The organism is Chlorobiota bacterium, from assembly GCA_016700335.1.
Classification (GTDB): domain Bacteria; phylum Bacteroidota; class Ignavibacteria; order OLB7; family OLB7.
On the sequence record CP065014.1, the window covers coordinates 2,798,103 to 2,816,908 of the forward strand.

21 protein-coding genes are annotated in these 18,806 nt (G+C 28.8%); 12 read left to right on the forward strand and 9 right to left on the reverse strand.

Annotation, left to right across the window (positions count from 1 at the left end):
• Nucleotides 1-175: 175 nt before the first annotated feature.
• Both IPP08_11350 and IPP08_11355 read left to right on the forward strand, forming a co-directional pair.
• On the forward strand, nucleotides 176-757 hold the full coding sequence (locus IPP08_11350) for a sigma-70 family RNA polymerase sigma factor (protein QQS66342.1): 582 nt from the start codon (nucleotides 176-178) through the stop codon (nucleotides 755-757).
• A gap of 15 nt (nucleotides 758-772) precedes the next feature.
• A complete protein-coding gene (locus tag IPP08_11355) occupies nucleotides 773-1,336 on the forward strand; it encodes a hypothetical protein (GenBank protein ID QQS66343.1) in 564 nt (187 codons plus the stop codon).
• A gap of 27 nt (nucleotides 1,337-1,363) precedes the next feature.
• Here IPP08_11355 and pdxH read toward each other — a convergent pair whose 3' ends face one another.
• From pdxH to folK, 8 genes are all read right to left on the reverse strand, one after another.
• Complete coding sequence (gene pdxH / locus IPP08_11360) at nucleotides 1,364-1,936, reverse strand: pyridoxamine 5'-phosphate oxidase (GenBank protein ID QQS66344.1); 573 nt, start codon at nucleotides 1,934-1,936, stop codon at nucleotides 1,364-1,366.
• A gap of 117 nt (nucleotides 1,937-2,053) precedes the next feature.
• The gene (gene murA, locus IPP08_11365) at nucleotides 2,054-3,316 is read right to left on the reverse strand and encodes a UDP-N-acetylglucosamine 1-carboxyvinyltransferase (GenBank protein QQS66345.1); all 1,263 of its coding nucleotides are present in this window, start codon (nucleotides 3,314-3,316) and stop codon (nucleotides 2,054-2,056) included.
• 45 nt (nucleotides 3,317-3,361) lie between these two features.
• Nucleotides 3,362-3,811, reverse strand: a complete 450-nt coding sequence (locus tag IPP08_11370; protein QQS66346.1) for a GNAT family N-acetyltransferase — start codon at nucleotides 3,809-3,811, stop codon at nucleotides 3,362-3,364.
• Between the two features lie 70 nt (nucleotides 3,812-3,881).
• Entirely contained in the window at nucleotides 3,882-4,301 is a 420-nt protein-coding gene (locus IPP08_11375; GenBank protein ID QQS66347.1) for a hypothetical protein, read from the reverse strand.
• A 129-nt stretch (nucleotides 4,302-4,430) separates the two neighbouring features.
• Entirely contained in the window at nucleotides 4,431-4,817 is a 387-nt protein-coding gene (locus IPP08_11380) for a hypothetical protein (GenBank protein QQS66348.1), read from the reverse strand.
• A 68-nt stretch (nucleotides 4,818-4,885) separates the two neighbouring features.
• Entirely contained in the window at nucleotides 4,886-6,793 is a 1,908-nt protein-coding gene (locus IPP08_11385) for a DNA primase (protein ID QQS66349.1), read from the reverse strand.
• Between the two features lie 67 nt (nucleotides 6,794-6,860).
• Nucleotides 6,861-7,640: a rhodanese-like domain-containing protein gene (locus IPP08_11390; protein ID QQS66350.1), complete on the reverse strand. Its 780-nt coding sequence runs from the start codon at nucleotides 7,638-7,640 to the stop codon at nucleotides 6,861-6,863.
• A 175-nt stretch (nucleotides 7,641-7,815) separates the two neighbouring features.
• Nucleotides 7,816-8,298, reverse strand: a complete 483-nt coding sequence (gene folK / locus IPP08_11395) for a 2-amino-4-hydroxy-6-hydroxymethyldihydropteridine diphosphokinase (GenBank protein ID QQS66351.1) — start codon at nucleotides 8,296-8,298, stop codon at nucleotides 7,816-7,818.
• A 203-nt stretch (nucleotides 8,299-8,501) separates the two neighbouring features.
• Here folK and ccoS point away from each other — a divergent pair, with 203 nt between their 5' ends.
• The 9 genes from ccoS to IPP08_11440 all read left to right on the forward strand — a co-directional run bounded on the left by ccoS (nucleotide 8,502) and on the right by IPP08_11440 (nucleotide 15,493).
• Nucleotides 8,502-8,657: a cbb3-type cytochrome oxidase assembly protein CcoS gene (gene ccoS, locus IPP08_11400; GenBank protein ID QQS66352.1), complete on the forward strand. Its 156-nt coding sequence runs from the start codon at nucleotides 8,502-8,504 to the stop codon at nucleotides 8,655-8,657.
• A 92-nt stretch (nucleotides 8,658-8,749) separates the two neighbouring features.
• Nucleotides 8,750-10,897, forward strand: coding sequence for a cytochrome-c oxidase, cbb3-type subunit I (ccoN, locus tag IPP08_11405; protein ID QQS67884.1), 2,148 nt, complete (start codon nucleotides 8,750-8,752; stop codon nucleotides 10,895-10,897).
• Nucleotides 10,898-10,917: 20 nt separating this feature from the next.
• On the forward strand, nucleotides 10,918-11,106 hold the full coding sequence (locus IPP08_11410; protein ID QQS66353.1) for a CcoQ/FixQ family Cbb3-type cytochrome c oxidase assembly chaperone: 189 nt from the start codon (nucleotides 10,918-10,920) through the stop codon (nucleotides 11,104-11,106).
• Nucleotides 11,107-11,111: 5 nt separating this feature from the next.
• Complete coding sequence (locus tag IPP08_11415; protein ID QQS66354.1) at nucleotides 11,112-11,774, forward strand: c-type cytochrome; 663 nt, start codon at nucleotides 11,112-11,114, stop codon at nucleotides 11,772-11,774.
• A gap of 59 nt (nucleotides 11,775-11,833) precedes the next feature.
• Nucleotides 11,834-13,264 (forward strand): cytochrome c oxidase accessory protein CcoG, encoded by a 1,431-nt coding sequence (gene ccoG, locus IPP08_11420; protein QQS66355.1) that lies wholly within the window; start codon nucleotides 11,834-11,836, stop codon nucleotides 13,262-13,264.
• Between the two features lie 10 nt (nucleotides 13,265-13,274).
• Complete coding sequence (locus IPP08_11425; GenBank protein ID QQS66356.1) at nucleotides 13,275-13,718, forward strand: FixH family protein; 444 nt, start codon at nucleotides 13,275-13,277, stop codon at nucleotides 13,716-13,718.
• A complete protein-coding gene (locus IPP08_11430) occupies nucleotides 13,715-14,437 on the forward strand; it encodes a sulfite exporter TauE/SafE family protein (protein QQS66357.1) in 723 nt (240 codons plus the stop codon). The genes IPP08_11425 and IPP08_11430 overlap by 4 nt, the downstream gene beginning before the upstream one ends.
• A 119-nt stretch (nucleotides 14,438-14,556) precedes the next feature.
• Complete coding sequence (locus IPP08_11435; protein ID QQS66358.1) at nucleotides 14,557-15,018, forward strand: universal stress protein; 462 nt, start codon at nucleotides 14,557-14,559, stop codon at nucleotides 15,016-15,018.
• A 13-nt stretch (nucleotides 15,019-15,031) separates the two neighbouring features.
• The gene (locus IPP08_11440; protein QQS66359.1) at nucleotides 15,032-15,493 is read left to right on the forward strand and encodes a hemerythrin domain-containing protein; all 462 of its coding nucleotides are present in this window, start codon (nucleotides 15,032-15,034) and stop codon (nucleotides 15,491-15,493) included.
• A gap of 57 nt (nucleotides 15,494-15,550) precedes the next feature.
• Here IPP08_11440 and IPP08_11445 read toward each other — a convergent pair whose 3' ends face one another.
• Nucleotides 15,551-17,944 carry a heavy metal translocating P-type ATPase metal-binding domain-containing protein gene (locus IPP08_11445; protein ID QQS66360.1) on the reverse strand — a complete coding sequence of 798 codons (2,394 nt, stop codon included), beginning with the start codon at nucleotides 17,942-17,944 and terminating at the stop codon, nucleotides 15,551-15,553.
• A 123-nt stretch (nucleotides 17,945-18,067) separates the two neighbouring features.
• Between IPP08_11445 and IPP08_11450 the strand changes: the two genes are divergently transcribed.
• Nucleotides 18,068-18,778: a Crp/Fnr family transcriptional regulator gene (locus IPP08_11450; protein ID QQS66361.1), complete on the forward strand. Its 711-nt coding sequence runs from the start codon at nucleotides 18,068-18,070 to the stop codon at nucleotides 18,776-18,778.
• Nucleotides 18,779-18,806 lie beyond the last annotated feature (28 nt).

Genomic DNA, 18,806 nt, shown 5'->3' on the forward strand with positions numbered 1-18,806 from the left:
ATTACTTGTAAACCAAAAATCTCTCATTGATTTTCTATAAATTTTTAAAAAATAAAGTATCAAAATTGATAATTAAAATTAAAATCTATTTAGAAGTTTAAAATTTGATTAATTCTATGTTTCAACTTAGTGGAATAAAAAATATAGATTCTAGTGGAATATTATTCATTTATATATGTCAAACGAACAAAGGGATATGAAATCAATTAAAGCTTTTAGCGATTCTGAAATACTAAAAGAAGTTCGATCAGGGAATCGTTGGATTTTTGCTGAATTGATTCGTAGATACCAAAGGCAAGTCTCCTCCGTAGTGCATAATATGTTAGGTAGATGTGTTGAAGCAGAAGATATTGGGCAGGAAGTTTTTATTAGATTTTACAAAGCAATCCATACATTTAGAGAAGAATCTGGAGTTGGTACTTACCTTACAAGAATTGCAATTAATTTATCGCTTAATGAAATTAAGAGAAGAAAAAAATGGAGGAATGTTTTCTTCAATTCACTTACAGCGGATGAAATTGATACAATAGAAAATCTTCCTAATGAAGTTAACGATTCAGAAAATAATGAGTTAAAAGAACAAGTAGATTTTGCATTAAGTAGGTTAAACATTAATTTCAGATCAGTAGTTATACTCAGATTAATAGAAGGGTATTCAGTTGAAGAAACGGCAGAAATACTTAACATTGCAATTGGAACAGTTATGTCAAGGCTTTCAAGGGCACAGGCTAAACTAAGACTTTTACTTGAAAAATAAACCTAATATATTCTTATGAAAAATGATTATAAATTTGATGAAAAAGTATTATTAAGTCTAAAAAAAGATAGATTTAATCAACTATTTTCTGAAAGTGTTATGGATAAAATTTATGAACAAGAAGCAGTGAATTTTAGTCTGATTGAAAAACTTGAACATAAGATTTTCAGTTACAAAATGTTTTTTGCTACATCAGTTTTAGCTTCAACTTTATTTTTTGCATTTTTTGGAGTTAAAAATTTAGGTCTGTTAGATACAATGTTAAATAGTAATTCTAATTACAGTTTATTAACGATTGGTAATAACGAGAATCAATATTCTTTTTCATTTGGGAATGATGCACTATTCCATTCTGAGTTTATAGAGCATGAACTCTCTCCAAGCGAAGATCAATGTAGTTTAGTGAGAGATATTATAAAGCACCATACTAATAGTAATATCAATTCTAATTCCGATAAATGTAAAAACACTTATAATATTCTTAAATCAATGAAAGAGGAAATTATGCCTATTTTAACTGACTCTCAAAGAGAGAAGTTGATTTCAAAAATTTATGAATTTGAGGATTTATGTTGTTAGATTTTTAAGTTGAATTTAAAATCTAAATTATGGGAATAATAACTTTTCATTCCAAATATTATTTTCTAAATCAAAAATACGACGCGTATGTAACCTTCCTTCACCCTCTTTCCAGAACTCAATTTTAGATGGAATTACTCTCCATCCTGACCAATGTGGAGGTCTTGGTATAGTTTTTCCCTCATATTTTTTTTCAATTTCATTAACCATTTGAAGCAGTTCTTCTCTACTACTCAAAAATCTGCTTTGTTTTGAAGCCCAAGCTCCAACTTGACTTAGCCTAGGTCTGGTGGCGAAGTATTCATCTGCCTCTTCATTTGAAACAGGAATTACATTACCTTCAATTCTTACTTGTTTTCCTATTATTTTCCAGAAAAAACAAATTGCCACATATGGATTTTCTTTAATGTCTAATGATTTCTTGCTTTCCAAATTGGTGTAAAAAACAAACCCATGCTCATTAAATTCTTTTAAGAGCACAATTCTTAAACTTGGTTTTCCTTCTTTATTAACAGTTGCAATAGACATTGAGTTAGGCTCTTCTATAACTTTAGAAGCCTCATTAAACCAATCATCAAACAAATTATAAGGTAGATTCATTTCATAAAAATTTATTTTATTTCTAACATATTTAATAAACCATTCATGTACAATTATTAAGAGAAAAAACAAAAAATAAATTTATACATTCCTAAGTATTAACATAATTTATAGTTATTACATTTCCTCTGTTTTAACTCTTTTAATTTCAGCACCTAAAGCTGTTAACCTACGTTCAATACATTCATAACCCCTATCAAGATGATATACTCTTAAAACTTCAGTTACCCCATCAGCTACCATACCACACATAACCATAGCAATTGAAGCTCTTAAATCTGTACTTGTTACTGGTGCACCAGTTAGTATTTTACCACCTTGAATAGTAGCACAGTTTTCATGTAAGGTTATATCACAACCTAATCTTGAAAGTTCTGGAACATGAGAAAATCTATCTCTGTAAACATTATCTGTAACAATACTAGTTCCTTTAGCAGCTGTCATTAAAGCCATCCATTGAGCTTGCATATCTGTTGGAAAGCCAGGATATACCCCAGTTGTAATACTAACAGGTTTGAGTTCATCGGGAGCTTTAATAATTATTTCATCAGCACGAGTATCAATCTCGCATCCAGTTTCTTCAAGTTTCTCAAGAACAAAAGCAAGATGATAAGGATTAGTTTTTGTAAGAACAGCTTCTCCACCAGTCATTGCAACTGCCATTAAAAGTGTTCCTGCTTCAATCCTATCTGGTATTGTTTCTTCATCAACTGATTTCAAATCTTTTACCCCTTCAATAACTAAAGTTGAAGTACCAAGCCCTTCAATATTAGCTCCCATTTTTTGAAGCATTCTACCAGCTGCAGTAACCTCAGGCTCCATTGCTGCATTATTTATTGTGGTTCTACCTTCAGCCAAAGTCGCTGCAGCCATAATATTAAATGTAGCTCCAACAGAGGAAACATCTAAAGAAATATTTGCTCCTCGCAGCCTGTTAGCTTTTGCAATAATATAACCACCTTCAATAGTAATTTCAGCACCAAGCCTTTCAAGACCTTTAAGATGCAAATCTACAGGTCTTGGTCCCCATGCGCAACCACCAGGCAATGACACTTTTGCATTTCCATATCTAGCTAACAATGGACCAAGCACATGAATAGAAGCTCTCATTTTCTTTACATGTTCGTAAGGTGCTTCCTGCGAAGTAAGGTTAGAAGTATCTAGGAATAAATTATTATTATTTAATTCTGCATGAACTCCCATTGAAGCTAAAAGCCTAGACATTGTCCAAACGTCACGAATATTTGGAGTGTTTCCTAAATTATATACCCCTGGTGCAAGTAATGCTGCGGGCATTAATTCAAGTGTTGCATTCTTTGCTCCAGTAACATAGGTTCTGCCACACAAACGTGTTCCTCCATTGATTACGAATTTGTCCATAGTGCTAATTAATAATTTATAAAAATTGATTTACATTGTAAACTATCAGAATGTTATTCTGTAATTTAACCATTCTTCTTGATGAATAGCTCCAAATTTTTCATAGAATTTAATTGCATTCAAATTCCAATCTAAAACAATAAATTCAAACCTACCACAATCATTATTTTTTGCTATATCAATCAAGTAACTAAAAAAAGAAAAACCTATTTTCTTATTTCTAAATTGTTCAAGAACAAATATATCTTCTAAATAAAATGTTGGTTTTGCTAAAAATGAAGAATAGGTTTCAAATGTGATTGCGTATCCAACTGGTTTTGAATCATAATAAACAAGATATGAAATGTATTTTGGTGAACTACCAAACCCATCTTCCAATAGCCTTTTTTTTGCTAAATCATCTGGAACTTTTAATTTTTCATATTCTGCTAAAGAGCATATCAAATTAAATAATACTTCAAAATCTTCTCTTTCAGTTTTTCGAATTAATATCATTTGATTGTAAATATATAGAGACGGATTTTTAAAAAAATGGGAATTTTGGAAATCTAATTATCTAACCAATCTATTTTTTCTTTTTTTTGGTCTTGGTTTTTTTTGCTTTTGGAACTACAACAGTATCTTTAGGAATAGACAATATTTGAAGTGTTTTATCAACAGTAATATCAAATTTAATTTCTTGGTATTCTCCAGTATAATTAAAATGATAAATCTTGGATTGTTTTGGATAAACTGTTGATTCCATTTCTATTTTTATATCTGCATTATGATCTAATGAAATTACACAAGTATATTCTCCAGTTGTACTATTAGACTTACTTTCAAATATAGATTCCCCTGTTGATGCATTTATAAAATTTAATTTTACTGAAGCAATTGCACTAGTAGATTTATCAGAGATTTTCCCTTTTAACAAAGATGATTGTGCATTGGTTGAAAAAATAGAAAACAGTAAAAATGAGAGAACAATAATAAAACTTTTCATCGGTTTATATTTGGTTATTAAATAATTTTTGCAAAGATAATATGATTATAAATTCTATTGGTTCATTTCAATTGTTATTTGCTTGCTAATTTTTTATCTATTCAGAATAATGGTATACATATCATAATTTTAGTTATTTCGAGCACCTTCTTTAATCCATAATGAGACTCCTTGCCGTTGATTTAAGGTTGTTATATCTCGAATTAGTATATATGAATGTGGTAATTTTTCACTCATAATTTGAGACAAAGTACTATTAATTGAATCCCCTGGAGAGACTAATCCTGCTGTTTGGAAAAGATTAATATAACTTGTTAAATTAACTCCACCAGCTTTTGAATCTCCATGACAACCACTATTACAACATGACAAATCAAACATTGGTTGTAAGTGTTTGTTATAACTTATATCCTTTTGTGGGAATACAATATCTTGAGGAGTTAATGGTCCACTATCGCATGCAAATAATGTTATGATTATTGCAACCAATAAAATATTTATAAATATATTTTGCAATATGATATTTTTCCTAAATATAAATTAAACAATTAAAACCTGTACTACTTGAAATTGTTAACAGAATATTAAATAAATTTCATTCCAAGTTCTGATCTTTTATCTGAAATTTCTTTTATCAATTTAAAAACATTATCCTCATCTAATAAACTTATGTTATTAGATTTTAGTTTATCTTGCAACATCATCAATTCATTATCAAACTTAATAATTTTAATCTTATTAATACTATCTTGAACAATTAACCAAGGGTTAGTGCTTTTCAATTCAGGATCCATTTTACTCCAATACTCAGATAAAGATTCAGGTTCTATTGCAAGCATTGCAATAAGTTCACGCATATCTTCTTCAAGTTCTTCTAAATGTATTTCATCTAATCCAAATGTCCTCTGATTTTCATAATAAGCAGCAATCATACTAAACATATGCTTGAGAACAGGATGAGAGAAATCAGATTCAGTTAAATTGTTTAAAGTGTGCTCAATAATTTGAGAGTCACCTTCACACATTATTTTTAGAATATGGTATTCTGCTGAAGGAAGAGAATTAATATTTAATGGGATTTTTTTTTGCTTTATAGCATCGGGCAGTTGATTAGAAACTAGATTGTTTACAATTATCTGATTCTGATTCTTATTTTCATTCTCAATTAATCTCTTTTCTCGATAAATTTCTTTACTTACTATCTCCCTCGCATTTTTAAGTTCAGACATTACCATATTTTCATTTAAGTGAAAATCAGATATAAACTTCTGAACATATAATTGTCTTTTAAGTTGATCTGGAATTAGAGAGATAGACTCTAAAATAATTCTAATCGATTGTGTTTTTTTCTCAGGGGTGTCTAGGTCACCTTTTTGCTTGAAAAGTTTTGAAATAAAATCAAGAAATGTTTGTGATTGCATTTGAATTTTTCTTTCAAATTCTTTAGCTCCAAATTTCCTTACAAAGGAGTCTGGATCTTCTCCCTGAGGTAATCTCAAAACAGAAACATCAATCCCTTTTTTGAGTAAGATATTTATTCCCCTTAATGTTGCTATTTCACCAGCATTATCACTATCAAAAACAAGTAAAACGTTTTGAGCATATCTATTAAGAAGATCTGAATGTTCTTTAGCAAGTGAAGTACCGCAAGTTGCAACAACATTTTGAACCCCAGCTTGATGCATAGAAATTACATCAACATAACCTTCAACAATAATTGCTTGACCAGATTTCCGAATTGAATCTTTAGCTTGAAATAGACCATACAGCAATTTACTTTTGTGATAGACTGGGCTTTCAGGGGAATTTATATACTTTGGTTGTGAATCATCTTCATTAAGTCTTCTAGCTCCAAATCCAACAATTTTTCCAGTAGATGAATGAATAGCAAACAAAAGCCTACCTCTAAATCTATCATAATAACCATTTCGATTATCTCTTTTTATAACTAACCCTGCTTTTTCTATATCCTCAATCTTTTCTCCTGATTTTAAAAGAATTTTAAATAAAGTATCCCAATCATCTAAAGCATACCCTATACTGAACTTTTTAATAATCTCAAGTGTAAATCCTCTTTTAGAAATATAACTTCTAGCTAATAAATTGTTTGGGTTCTCTAGGTTTTCACAATAAAATTTATTTGCTTTACTAATTATATTTGTAAGAATCTCATTTGAACTTATAGAATCTTTATTCTTTTTGTTTTCCTCCATTGGTATCCCATATCGTTCTGCCAGATTACGTAACGTTTCTGGGAATGTCCAATTATTTTTTTCCATTAAAAAAGTGAAAACATTTCCACCTTTTCCACAAGCAAAACATTTATAAATTCCTCTAACTGGCTCAACTGTGAATGAAGGTTTTTTATCATCATGAAATGGACAAAGCCCTAGCCAATTCTTACCAGTTTTTCTTAACCGTAAATAATCGGAAACAATATCTACAATATTTGCTTCAGAACGAATTCTCTCAACTATTTCATTATCCCTCATTAAACTAGTATTTTAAATTCAATTTACTTCTAATAAATTCTTGTGAATAGATAATAACATTCATCAATTATTTCTCCCAAGGATAATTATTTTCATACCATTCTTTATAGCCTCCTTTATAAACAAACACTTTTTTAAACCCAATTTGGCATAACCCTTTTGCTGCTTCATGGCTTAAAGTACATTCATCACCTCCACCACAATAACAAACAAATATTCTGTCCTTAGGCATTGATAAAAATTTTGGAATATTAGGCGCAAACTGGTCACCATAAGCATGAATAGATCCAGCAATATGACCATCATTATATTGAGTTTCTGGTCTGGCATCTACAAACATTACATTAACTTTCTTATCGAATAACTGTTTTGCTTGAATTGTATTTATCTCCTTTATCTTATCACAATTAATAATCTCATCATTAATAACATTATCTTGTTTTGTGCTTTCAGCTAGATTTTTAATAGATTTTAAACTCTTTAAAGAATCTAATTTTTGTTTTAAAACAATTTTTTTGATAGAATCTTGCTTTTGAGTAAATAGTTTTAAACTATCTTTAACATTATTTAACTGATTGGTGTTTTTAGAAGAATCATTATTTATATTTTGACTAAGTCGATTTAAACTATCTTGTTGGGATAATAAAATTTCTTTTGTATTTAGGTTTGATTTAGTATCAATGGAAGAGCTTGAATCTAAGCCTAATTCAGAATTATTTGCTGATTCAGATTTTACTTTTTCCTCAGTAACCCAAGGTATTGAATTAGAAGAGAAAGTATTGAATAAAATTACAATTAATATTATTGCAATTAAAATTAAAGAAGCCTCTTTAATATATTCCTTCATAATTTTTTTATAATTTTAAAATGTTTAAATATCGTACAAATATAGTTTTCACATACCAAACTAAAATACTAACCAAACTTTAATCAAACATTTTAAATGCTTGATCCAATTTCAAAAGAAATACAATTTTGCAAAACAAACTAATAACAAAACAGATAAATTAACAATAATGAATTTAAGTTTTTTTATTAGATATTTTCAATAAATTATCTAACAAAACAATATTTTTTAGTTTTAAAATTGGATGAATAAAATCTGGTGAAATTTCTGTTAATGGTTCGAGAACAAAAGTTCTGTTATGTGACTCTATATGGGGAATATTTATTAGATTATCTGAATATATAAGGTCATTAAAATAGATTATATCAATATCAATTTCTCTTTCGTGCCATTTTTCTCTTTCAATTCTACCTAATTTTTTTTCAATCCCTTTCAAAAAATAGAATAACTCTAATGGCTGTAATTCAGATTCAATCTTTAAAGATGCATTTAAAAAATCTGGTTGATGAATATAACCAATTGGCTTAGTTTCATAAAAGGACGAAATTAAAACTACATTCGTATGTTTTAGTCTGTCAATTTCTTTAATTGAATTTAAGATATTTTCTTTTTTATCCCCAAAATTAGAGCCTAGGGATAGGTAAATGTTATGATTCAAATATAATTAGCTATTCATTAATTAAGCTATACAAAAATAATTAATAAAGTTAGTATTGATTGTTGAATTATTTTTTAAAATTATATGTTTAATTAGAATATGATTAAATTTTAAAAACATGATATATATCATGTTTTTAAAGAAAGATTAAATATAGATTTGTTTACGTATTAGTTCTTAATTCTCAATTTAATTGTAAAATTATGTCAGTTCTCATTTTATTGATAGGAGTTAGTATTTGCATAGCAGGTGGATTTTTGATAGTGTTTATTAAATCTGTTAAAGATGGTCAGTTTGATGATACTTACACCCCAAGCGTAAGAATTTTACTAGAAGATAATAAATCTAAATCACAATAAATTAATAATAAAAGTTTTTATTCATGTCTGAAAAAATTAATTTCCAAGGTAAGGATTCTAATGTAGTTTATTCTACAGAAGGAACTAACATACTGCAGATAACTGAAGAATTTGCATATGACAATAAGATTGTAAAAGCATTTTTCTATGCAACACTAATTTGGGGAATTGTAGGAATGTTAGTCGGTTTAATTATTTCCTTAGAGCTGTTTTTACCTAATCTGAGTTCAGGAATACCTTGGTTAACTTTTTCTAGGTTAAGACCTTTACATACTAATGCTGTAATATTTGCATTTGTAGGTAATGGAATGTTTATGGGTATTTATTATTCATTGCAAAGATTATTAAAAGCTAGGATGTTTAGTGACAAACTTAGCTGGACACATTTTTGGGGATGGCAAGGAATAATTGTTTGTGCTGCTATTACGTTACCTTTAGGTTATACAACTTCAAAAGAGTATGCAGAACTTGAATGGCCAATTGATATTTTAATTGCAATTGTATGGGTAATTTTTGCTATCAATTTTTTTGGTACTATCAAAAAGAGAAGAGAGCATCATTTATATGTTGCAATTTGGTTCTATATATCAGCTGTGGTAACTGTTGCATTGCTTCATATTGTAAATTCTATTGAACTACCTGTAAGTTTTTTAAAGTCATATCCTGTTTATGCAGGTGTTCAAGATGCTTTAGTTCAATGGTGGTATGGGCATAATGCAGTTGCCTTTTTCTTAACAACTCCTTATTTGGGTTTGATGTATTACTTCTTGCCAAAAGCTGCAAACAGACCAGTTTATTCATATAGGCTTTCAATAGCACATTTTTGGGCTTTGATATTTCTATACATTTGGGCAGGACCTCACCATTTGCTTTATACTGCTCTTCCAGACTGGACGCAATCTTTAGGTATGGTTCTATCAGTAATGCTTATTGCTCCAAGTTGGGGGGGAATGGTTAATGGATTATTAACATTAAGAGGGGCATGGGATAAAGTTAGAAGTGAACCAGTTTTAAAATTTATGGTTGTTGCTTTAACTGCATATGGTATGGCCACCTTTGAGGGACCTACATTAGCGGTTAAAAGTGTTAATATGATAAGCCATTATACTGATTGGACGGTTGCTCACGTTCATGTTGGTGCACTTGGCTGGAATGGATTCCTAACATTTTCAATGTTTTATTATTTAATTCCAAGGCTTTTTAATAGAGAATTGTATTCTAAAAAACTTGCAAATTTTCATTTTTGGATTAGTACTTTAGGAATTTTATTTTATGCTGTTCCACTGTATTGGGCTGGTTTTACTCAAAGCTTAATGTGGAAACAATTCAATATAGAAGGTTATTTAGTTTACCCAAATTTTCTTGAAACAGTTACTGCCATATTACCAAGTTATATGTTAAGGTCTTTAGGAGGTACTTTATATTTAATTGGTGTAATAGTAATGGCTTACAACTTAATTAAAACAATTAAAACAGGTGAATATATAGGAGATGAAAAAGTTATTGCACCTCCATTGATTGCAAAAGAAATTCATGTTGATGGGTTTTGGCATAGAACCTTAGAAAGGAAGCCAGTCTTGTTAACTGTTTTAGCTCTTGTTGCTGTTGCAATTGGTGGTCTTGTTGAAATGATTCCAACATTTATTGTTCGTTCAAATATACCAACAATTAAAAGTGTAAAACCTTATACACCTCTTGAATTGCAAGGCAGAGATATTTACATTCGTGAAGGTTGTAATACATGCCATTCGCAAATGGTTAGACCCTTCAGATCTGAAACAGAAAGATATGGAGAGTATTCTAAAGCTGGTGAATTTGTTTATGATCATCCATTCCTTTGGGGTTCCAAAAGAACTGGTCCTGACTTAGCTCGTGAAGGCAAAGGAAACAAGAATTATAAATCTGATGATTGGCATTATAATCACTTTATGGATCCGAGATCAACTTCTCCAGGATCAATTATGCCAGCTTTTACATGGCTTGCTGAAGATAGAATTGATATTGCTAGTACTCCAGGTAAAATTAAAGCTATGAAAAAAATTGGTGTTAAATATCAGAGTGGTGCAGTTGCTTCATCAATTGATGATTTGAAATCTCAAGCACATGATATAACTTTAGGATTGAATGCTAGTGGTATAAAAGTAAAAGAAGATAGAGAAATTATTGCTTTGATTGCTTATATACAAAGGCTTGGAACTGATATTCTAAATGAGAAAGAGAAAGAAAATGAAACAAAATAATTTTAAAACTTCTAAAAAATATGTTAACAGATAATTTAACTTCAATAAAGGGAGTTTCAATTTATGGAATAGTTTCTTTGTTGATCTTTTTTACAGTTTTTATTGGGGTTGTTATAACTATAATTACTTCAAAGAAAAAAATTCTTGATGAGATTAACAATATACCTTTTAATGACAACACTTTAACTGAGAAACAAAATAATTTTTAAATAAAATGAGTTTATTCAATAGTTTTTATAAATATATAACACGCTCTGTAAAAGAGGGGGAAGTGGTTGATAAAATGCTTGATCACGACTATGACGAAATTAAAGAATTAGATAATAGAATGCCTCCTTGGCTTGCTGCAGTCTTCATTGTAACAACACTTTTTGCTTGCATTTATTTTCCCTATTATCATATGTTAGGTATGGGGAAATCTTCTAAAGAAGAATATGAGGAAGAAGCTGCAATAGGAGATAAAATAAAAAAACTACATGCTATAACTTCTGATAAAGCTAAACTAGTTACTGATAAAACAGTTTTATCAACAACCAAAATTCAATTCGAGAAGCTCTGTTCTCCTTGCCATGGTTTGGGTGCAGAAGGTAAGGTGGGTCCTAATCTAACTGATGATTATTGGATTCATGGAGGAGATATTAAAAATATTTTCAATACTATTAGTGAAGGTGTTCCAGATAAGGGAATGATAACATGGAAAGAACAATTAAAACCTCGTGAGATAGAGCAGTTAGCAAGTTATGTAATAAGTATAAGAGGTTCCAAACCAGCTGCACCAAAAGCCCCTCAAGGGAATAAATGGTCATTAACTGATGCTTCCGGCCATGCAACTCAATTAGATTCAACTATTGTTAAAGATACTATCAATTTAAAATAGTTCTTCTGGAATATCTTGAATAAAAATTTGAACCAATATTTACACATATTTAGTAATTAATGCATAAAACTGAAGATAACAAATCAACATATTCAGAGAATTTTAGAGATAGTTTAAGTATAGTTAGCAAAAAAGGAAGTAGATTATGGGTATATCCAAAATTACAAAAGGGAACTTTATATAACTTAAGGCATTCATTTGGGTATATTCTTTTAGTATTTCTTATTGTTGCCCCATTTATTAAATTAAATGGCCATCAAATGCTACTTTTTAATATTCCTGAAAGGACTTTTATAATCTTTGGATTCCCATTTTTCCCTCAAGATTTCTTTTTGTTTGGCTTAGGGATGATTACTTTTATTGTATCTGTTATTCTTTTTACTTCAATGTTTGGAAGAGTGTTTTGTGGATGGGCTTGTCCTCAAACCATTTTTATGGAAATGATATTTAGGAAAATAGAATATTGGATTGAAGGTGATTATTTAGATCAAAAAAAATTAGATGACTTACCAAACTCATCTAAAAAAATGGCAAGAAAAATTTTTAAATGGATTATCTTTTATATAATTTCTTTTACTATCGCAAATATTTTTCTTGCTTATGTTATAGGTAGCGATCAGTTAATAAAAATAATTACAAGCCCTCCATCCGAACATATATGGGGTTTTGTGTCAATATTAGTTTTTTCAAGTATTTTCTTTTTTGTATTTGCTTATTTGCGAGAACTTGTTTGCATTGTGGTTTGTCCTTATGGCAGATTACAAGGCGTTTTGCTAGACAATGATTCTGTGGTTGTAAGTTACGATAATGTTCGTGGTGAACCTAGAGGTAAAGTAAAAAAGGATATTGATACAAGTCAAAGCAACAATGGAGACTGTATTGATTGTGGGTTGTGTGTTAGGGTTTGCCCAACAGCTATAGATATTCGAAATGGCACTCAACTTGAATGCATAAACTGTTCAGCTTGTATAGATGCTTGCAATGAGATTATGGTTAAAGTTGATAAAGACCCAGGTCTAATAAGGTATGCTTCATTTACAGGTATTCAAAACAATACTAAATTTAAATTAAATATTCGTAATTATACCTATGGAGCAATTTTATTAATTCTTATTTCTGTTTTTTCTTATTTAGTAATTACCAGACCTGATGTATCAATAAGTTTACTTAAAACTCCAGGTCAATTATTTTTAGAAAATGCTGATGGTTCAGTATCTAATCTTTATAATGTTGATTTGTTGAATAAAACTTTCGATAAACAAGTTATCAAATTAATTGCACATACCCCAACTCAAGCTGTGATAAAACTAATGGATGGATCAAGCAGTATAGTTATCGAAAAAGGAGAATCTAAAAAAGCAATCCTTATGGTAACAATACCATCAAAACAAATTAGTAAGAATAAAATTAAAATAAATGTTAATGTTGAAGCTAATTATAAAATAGTAAATAGTATAGAAACAAATTTCATTGCACCAGTAAGAAACTAATCAAATATATATGAGCAACTCTAAATTACATTTCGGACATGGAGTATTATTTGTAATGATAATATTTGCATCAGGAATTTCATATCTTGTATATAGGTGTTATAATCAAAGAGTTGATTTAGTTAGTGCTGATTATTACGATCAAGAGATTAATCATGATAAGAAGATGGAAAAAATTAAGAATAACTCTTCGTTAACAGATCCAATTTCAATTTCAATTCAGGATTTTTTTATTAATATCAAATATCCAAATAATTTAAAATCAATAATAGGAAAAGTAAAATTCTATAAGCCCGATAATGAGTCATATGATTTCGAAAAAGAAATAACATTCTCAAATGGCTATCAAATTATTCCTCTAAATGATATAAGAAAAGGCAGGTGGAAAGTTTCTATTGATGGGATATCAAATGGTATTGGTTATTATTATGAAAAATATATTAATGTGAAATGATATTAGCTGGTTTTATACTCGGAATAACTGTCTCGCTTCATTGCGCTGGAATGTGTGGACCATTAGTCCTTTTTCTTAATGCCGGTGAAAGTAATATCTATAAAATGATGTCAAGAAATCTTTTTTATGGATTAGGTAAAACTATCACTTATGCGTTTTTAGGAGGATTAGTTGGATTGTTTGGAATGAGTTTAAATTTGATTGGATTACAACAGATTATGTCATTGATTACTGGAGTACTTTTACTCTTGTATGCAATTGTTCAAACTAAAAAATTAAATTTACCTAAGTTAGAAATAGTTGAAAAATTCAACTCAAAAATTGTAAGACTGATAACTATTTTTAAGGTTAAGAAAAAAATAACTGGACCCTTTTATTTTGGGTTATTAAATGGATTTTTACCTTGTGGAGTAATTTATATTGCTCTTGCAATGGCATTGAATGGAGCTAACCCTTATGTTTCTGCTGGATATATGGCTGCTTTTGGACTAGGTACTTTAATTATGTTGTTTACCATATCATTTAGTGGTAATTTTATAAGATCAAAATTTCAACCTTATATTCCTTTAATTTCCAGAACTGTTACAATTTTCATTTCTATTTTATTGATTATTAGAGGGCTTGGTTTAGGAATTCCATATCTAAGTCCAAAACTTGTTTTAAATGCTAACAATGAATCTGTTTTAGATTGTTGTAGAAATAAACTTGAACTAAAATAATTTTTTAATTTTGAATTATTCTATATAATAAATTTATTATATGATTATTATCATATTTTTTATTAATTATAATATTTAACTTTGTCAATAGATTTATTTAAAATATTTAACTAAATATCATGATTACAATTAATAGAATCCTTTGTCCTGTTGATTTTTCTGATGAATCAAAAGATACACTCCAATACGCAATTGAGTTCGCTAGAAATTCTGGAGCTGAAATAGTTTTATTAAATGTTTTACCTTCAGAGAGTATGTATTCTTACGACACTTATGTTGTACCAATGAGTGTGCTTGAATCAACTAGGAAATCTGCTGAAGAAGAATTAGATAAACTTGCTTTAAAAGTAAAATCTGAATTAGTAAATTCTAAAATAATTACTGAAATAGCCGACGGTAATCCAGCAGATTCAATAACTGAGTCTGCTAAGAGAAATGAAACAGATTTGATAATAATGAGTTCACATGGAAGAACTGGTATTAGTAGGCTTCTTCTTGGAAGCGTCGCTGAATTAGTGTTAAGAGAAGCTCATTGTCCTGTTATGGTTATTAAGTCTTCAAAAAATGTTAAAATAGTATAACTTACTTAAAAATATGAATCGCAATAAAAACTTAGTCCCTTTTTCTTGGGAACATCATGATGGTTTAGTTGTAGCTAGAAGACTTATATTAGGTTGTGAAAAAGAAACTCCAGTTGCAATTCTAAGTAGTTATGTTAAACCATTTTGGACTGATCATTTAAATGGACATTTTGAAAAAGAAGAAAGTTATATCATTCCCTTTTGTAATCAATCGAATCCATTGATAATTCAACTATTAAAAGAGCATAAAAATATTAGAAAAATAATCAAAAAAATCTTTTCAAAAAAAGTTGAATTAATTGATATTAAGGAATTTGCTGAAAAATTAACATTACACATTCGCTTTGAAGAAAGAGAACTTTTCCCATGGTTAGAACGAGTTCTTTCACCATCGGTTCTTGAAGATATTGGAGCTCAATTGAGGGACAACTTTGTTCCAATGGATAAAAATACAAAAGGTAATTTTTGGGATTAAAAATCAAATTATTTAATATCTAAAATAATTTTTAAATCAATTTTTATAAGTTAATATTTAGTTTAGTTTTCTTGAATAATATTTTGTACCAATTAACGATATAATAATTATTGTTGTAGAACTAATCGGCATTAGTATAGCTGCAATCAAAGGTGAAAGATTTCCATTGATTGCAAACGACAAACCTATTATATTGTATAGGAGTGCTGTTCCAAATGAAACCAGAACTATATTCCTCCCTTTGTTACAGAAATCTATAACTTTTGGCAATAAACTCAGAGAATCTGAATGACAAATAACTTCAGAAGATGGAGTGAAAGATGATTCATCTTCTGTTATTGATACACCAGTATTAGCGCTCATTAAAGCACCTGAATCATTAAGCCCATCTCCAATCATCATAACTTTATTACCAACTATTTCAAGATTTTTTATATATTCAAGTTTATCGTGAGGGCTTTGATTAAACCTAATTCTTTTAACATTAAATATATTAGATAGAAAATTTAGTTCCGAATCATTATCACCAGAAACTAAATGTAATCTATACTTAAAATCTAATTTTTTTATTACATCAAATATACCTTCTCTATATTTCTGAATTACTTCAAATCTACCATATTGTTTGTTGTTAATTGAAACAAATGATACTGAGTTTTTTGCTATTCCATCTTCATGAAACATACTCAAAGTATGATCTATAGAACCAATCTGAATGTAATCACCATCTACAATTCCAGAAATTCCAATTCCAGGAACCTCCTCAAAATTATCTGCATTATAATTAGAATTAATGTTAAGATATTTTTTTATCCCCCTACTTACTGGATGTAAAGAATTTGAAACTAACTTACAAATTTTTGCTTTTTGGTCATAACTTAACTCTTCTCCTAAATAACTTAAAGTTATATCTCTTGATGATGTAATCGTACCTGTTTTATCAAAAACAATATCGGTTGTAAGTGCTATATTTTCGACTACATTCGTATTTTTCAAATATATTTTCTTTCTTCCTAGAAATGTGACTATATTCCCAAACGTAAATGGAATAGCTATTCCTAATGCACAAGGGCAAGCTATAACTAATACTGATGTAACAGCATTCATCATTCTAGTAATACCATAATTATAATTTATAATTCCTGCAACAACAGCCACAATAATTAATGCAAAAGTGAAATACTTTGCAATATTATCTGCTGTTTGCGTAAGAGAAATGTAATCATAATTTTTTGGGGTTGTTTCATTCCATAATTGTGTTAAATAGCTTTGAGATGTGGGTTTGGTTACTACCATTTTTACAGCTGATGAAAGAACTCTACCGCCTGCAAAAATCATATCACCTTTAGATTTAGTTACTGGTATCGATTCACCAGTAACAAAACTATAATCTATATTTACAAAATCATTTATTAAAATAGAATCTGCTGGAATAAGCTCCATATTCCTAATGTTCAGCTTATCTCCAATTTTAATTTTGTTTACTGGAATACTCTTTTCTTCAATTTCATCTTCTGTAATTAGAGTTACTGATAATGGAAAATAAGATCTATAGTCTCTCTCAAATGATAGAGAATGAAAAGTTCTTTGCTGAACATACTTTCCAATTAATAACAAGAAAATTAATGCAGTTAATGAATCTAAATATCCTGAACCAGTACCTGAAATAATTTCATACAAACTCCTTGTAAACGTAAAAATAAAACTTATTGCAATTGGTAAATCAAAAATGAAAACTCTATTTTTAATACCTTGAAAGGAATTTCTAAAATAATCTGATGCACAATAAAAAAGAACTGGTAGGGATAGAATTAAACTCATATAGGTAAAAACTAATTTTAAATCATGTTCAATTACACCCCACTTTGCAAGATATTCAGGGAAACTAAACATCATTATATTCGCTGAACAAAAACCAGCGATTCCTAATTTTATAAGTAGAGTTTTATTATAACTTGTTTTTACTTTCCCCTCAATTTGATCTAAATTTAAAAGTGGTGGATATCCAATTTTATCAAGTAATTCTGATATTGATCGAATATTAATCCGATCATTTTTAAAATGAATTGTTAAAATCTTAGTGTTTAAATCTAACCTTGATTTAATTATATCATTATCAATTTTACTTAAATTCTCCAATAACCAAATACATGATATACAATGTACATTTGGAATTGTGAAAGTGGTAACCGAATAGAAGCTCTCTTTATATCTTATGAATGACTCTATAACATCTTTATCATCTAATACTTTGTAATTCTTAGATAATGATTTATTTTTTAATTCTCCAGGATAATCTGAATAAGAGTAATATGAACATAAATCATTATCCTTTAATATTTGATATACCGACTTGCAACCATCGCAACAGAAATAAAAATTATCGAAATTTATACTCTGTCCACAACTTTCACCACAATGATAACATTTAGTTGTAACTTCTTTAATCATAATTTTTTTTGAATTATAAGAATGCTAATTTGTTAAAAATATTTGAATAAAAACATGATTAATATCAGTTTATTTATTTTTATTATTTAGGTTTGTATCTATAGTTTTAATTATATCTATTGAATGGAAATTTTAAATAATAGTTTAGTATGTAACGACTGCGAATCCAGAGGGAAGAGTATTTTTTGTGGGCTCTTAAAAAATGAGTTAGCAGAATTAATGTCTAATAAAGGATGTACAAAATTTTTAAAAGGACAAACTATTTTTAAAGAGGGGATGTATCCATTTGGTTTGTATTGTGTAAAACATGGAAAAGTGAAATTATCTAAATTAGGTGAGCGTGGTAAAGAACAGATACTTCGTTTGGCTAAAGATAGTGATGTTATTGGATATAGATCATTAATTGTAAATGAGCCATATAGAGCAACTGCTCAAGCTATGGAAGACTCAACAATTTGTTTTATCCCTAAAAGTTATTTTCTAACAATGTTAAAATCTAACCCAGAACTTTCAAATCAGATGTTAATTAAATTATCAAATGATTTGAAAGAAGCAGAAAATAAAATAGTTGGTATGGCTCAAAAACCAATTCGAGAGCGATTAGCAGAAACTTTAATTAATCTTAAAGAATGTTATGGGACTGAAGATGACAACAAAACTCTGAATGTAATTTTTACCAGGGAAGAACTTGCAAACATAGTTGGCACTGCAACAGAATCCTTAATTAGAATTCTTCATGAATTTAAGGAAGAAAATCTAATTTCATTAAATGGAAAAAAGATTGAAATTATTAATGGTAAAAAGCTTCTATTTATAGCTAAAATTGATGATTAGATAATCTACAAATAATGCCTTTATATTT

Coding starts and splice junctions, on each gene's coding strand:
- IPP08_11350 (QQS66342.1), top strand. CDS start 176: ATGTCAAACGAACAAAGGGATATGAAATCAATTAAAGCTTTTAGCGAT.
- IPP08_11355 (QQS66343.1), top strand. CDS start 773: ATGAAAAATGATTATAAATTTGATGAAAAAGTATTATTAAGTCTAAAA.
- pdxH (QQS66344.1), bottom strand. CDS start 1,936: ATGAATCTACCTTATAATTTGTTTGATGATTGGTTTAATGAGGCTTCT.
- murA (QQS66345.1), bottom strand. CDS start 3,316: ATGGACAAATTCGTAATCAATGGAGGAACACGTTTGTGTGGCAGAACC.
- IPP08_11370 (QQS66346.1), bottom strand. CDS start 3,811: ATGATATTAATTCGAAAAACTGAAAGAGAAGATTTTGAAGTATTATTT.
- IPP08_11375 (QQS66347.1), bottom strand. CDS start 4,301: ATGAAAAGTTTTATTATTGTTCTCTCATTTTTACTGTTTTCTATTTTT.
- IPP08_11385 (QQS66349.1), bottom strand. CDS start 6,793: ATGAGGGATAATGAAATAGTTGAGAGAATTCGTTCTGAAGCAAATATT.
- IPP08_11390 (QQS66350.1), bottom strand. CDS start 7,640: ATGAAGGAATATATTAAAGAGGCTTCTTTAATTTTAATTGCAATAATA.
- ccoS (QQS66352.1), top strand. CDS start 8,502: ATGTCAGTTCTCATTTTATTGATAGGAGTTAGTATTTGCATAGCAGGT.
- IPP08_11410 (QQS66353.1), top strand. CDS start 10,918: ATGTTAACAGATAATTTAACTTCAATAAAGGGAGTTTCAATTTATGGA.
- IPP08_11415 (QQS66354.1), top strand. CDS start 11,112: ATGAGTTTATTCAATAGTTTTTATAAATATATAACACGCTCTGTAAAA.
- ccoG (QQS66355.1), top strand. CDS start 11,834: ATGCATAAAACTGAAGATAACAAATCAACATATTCAGAGAATTTTAGA.
- IPP08_11425 (QQS66356.1), top strand. CDS start 13,275: ATGAGCAACTCTAAATTACATTTCGGACATGGAGTATTATTTGTAATG.
- IPP08_11430 (QQS66357.1), top strand. CDS start 13,715: ATGATATTAGCTGGTTTTATACTCGGAATAACTGTCTCGCTTCATTGC.
- IPP08_11435 (QQS66358.1), top strand. CDS start 14,557: ATGATTACAATTAATAGAATCCTTTGTCCTGTTGATTTTTCTGATGAA.
- IPP08_11440 (QQS66359.1), top strand. CDS start 15,032: ATGAATCGCAATAAAAACTTAGTCCCTTTTTCTTGGGAACATCATGAT.
- IPP08_11445 (QQS66360.1), bottom strand. CDS start 17,944: ATGATTAAAGAAGTTACAACTAAATGTTATCATTGTGGTGAAAGTTGT.
- IPP08_11450 (QQS66361.1), top strand. CDS start 18,068: ATGGAAATTTTAAATAATAGTTTAGTATGTAACGACTGCGAATCCAGA.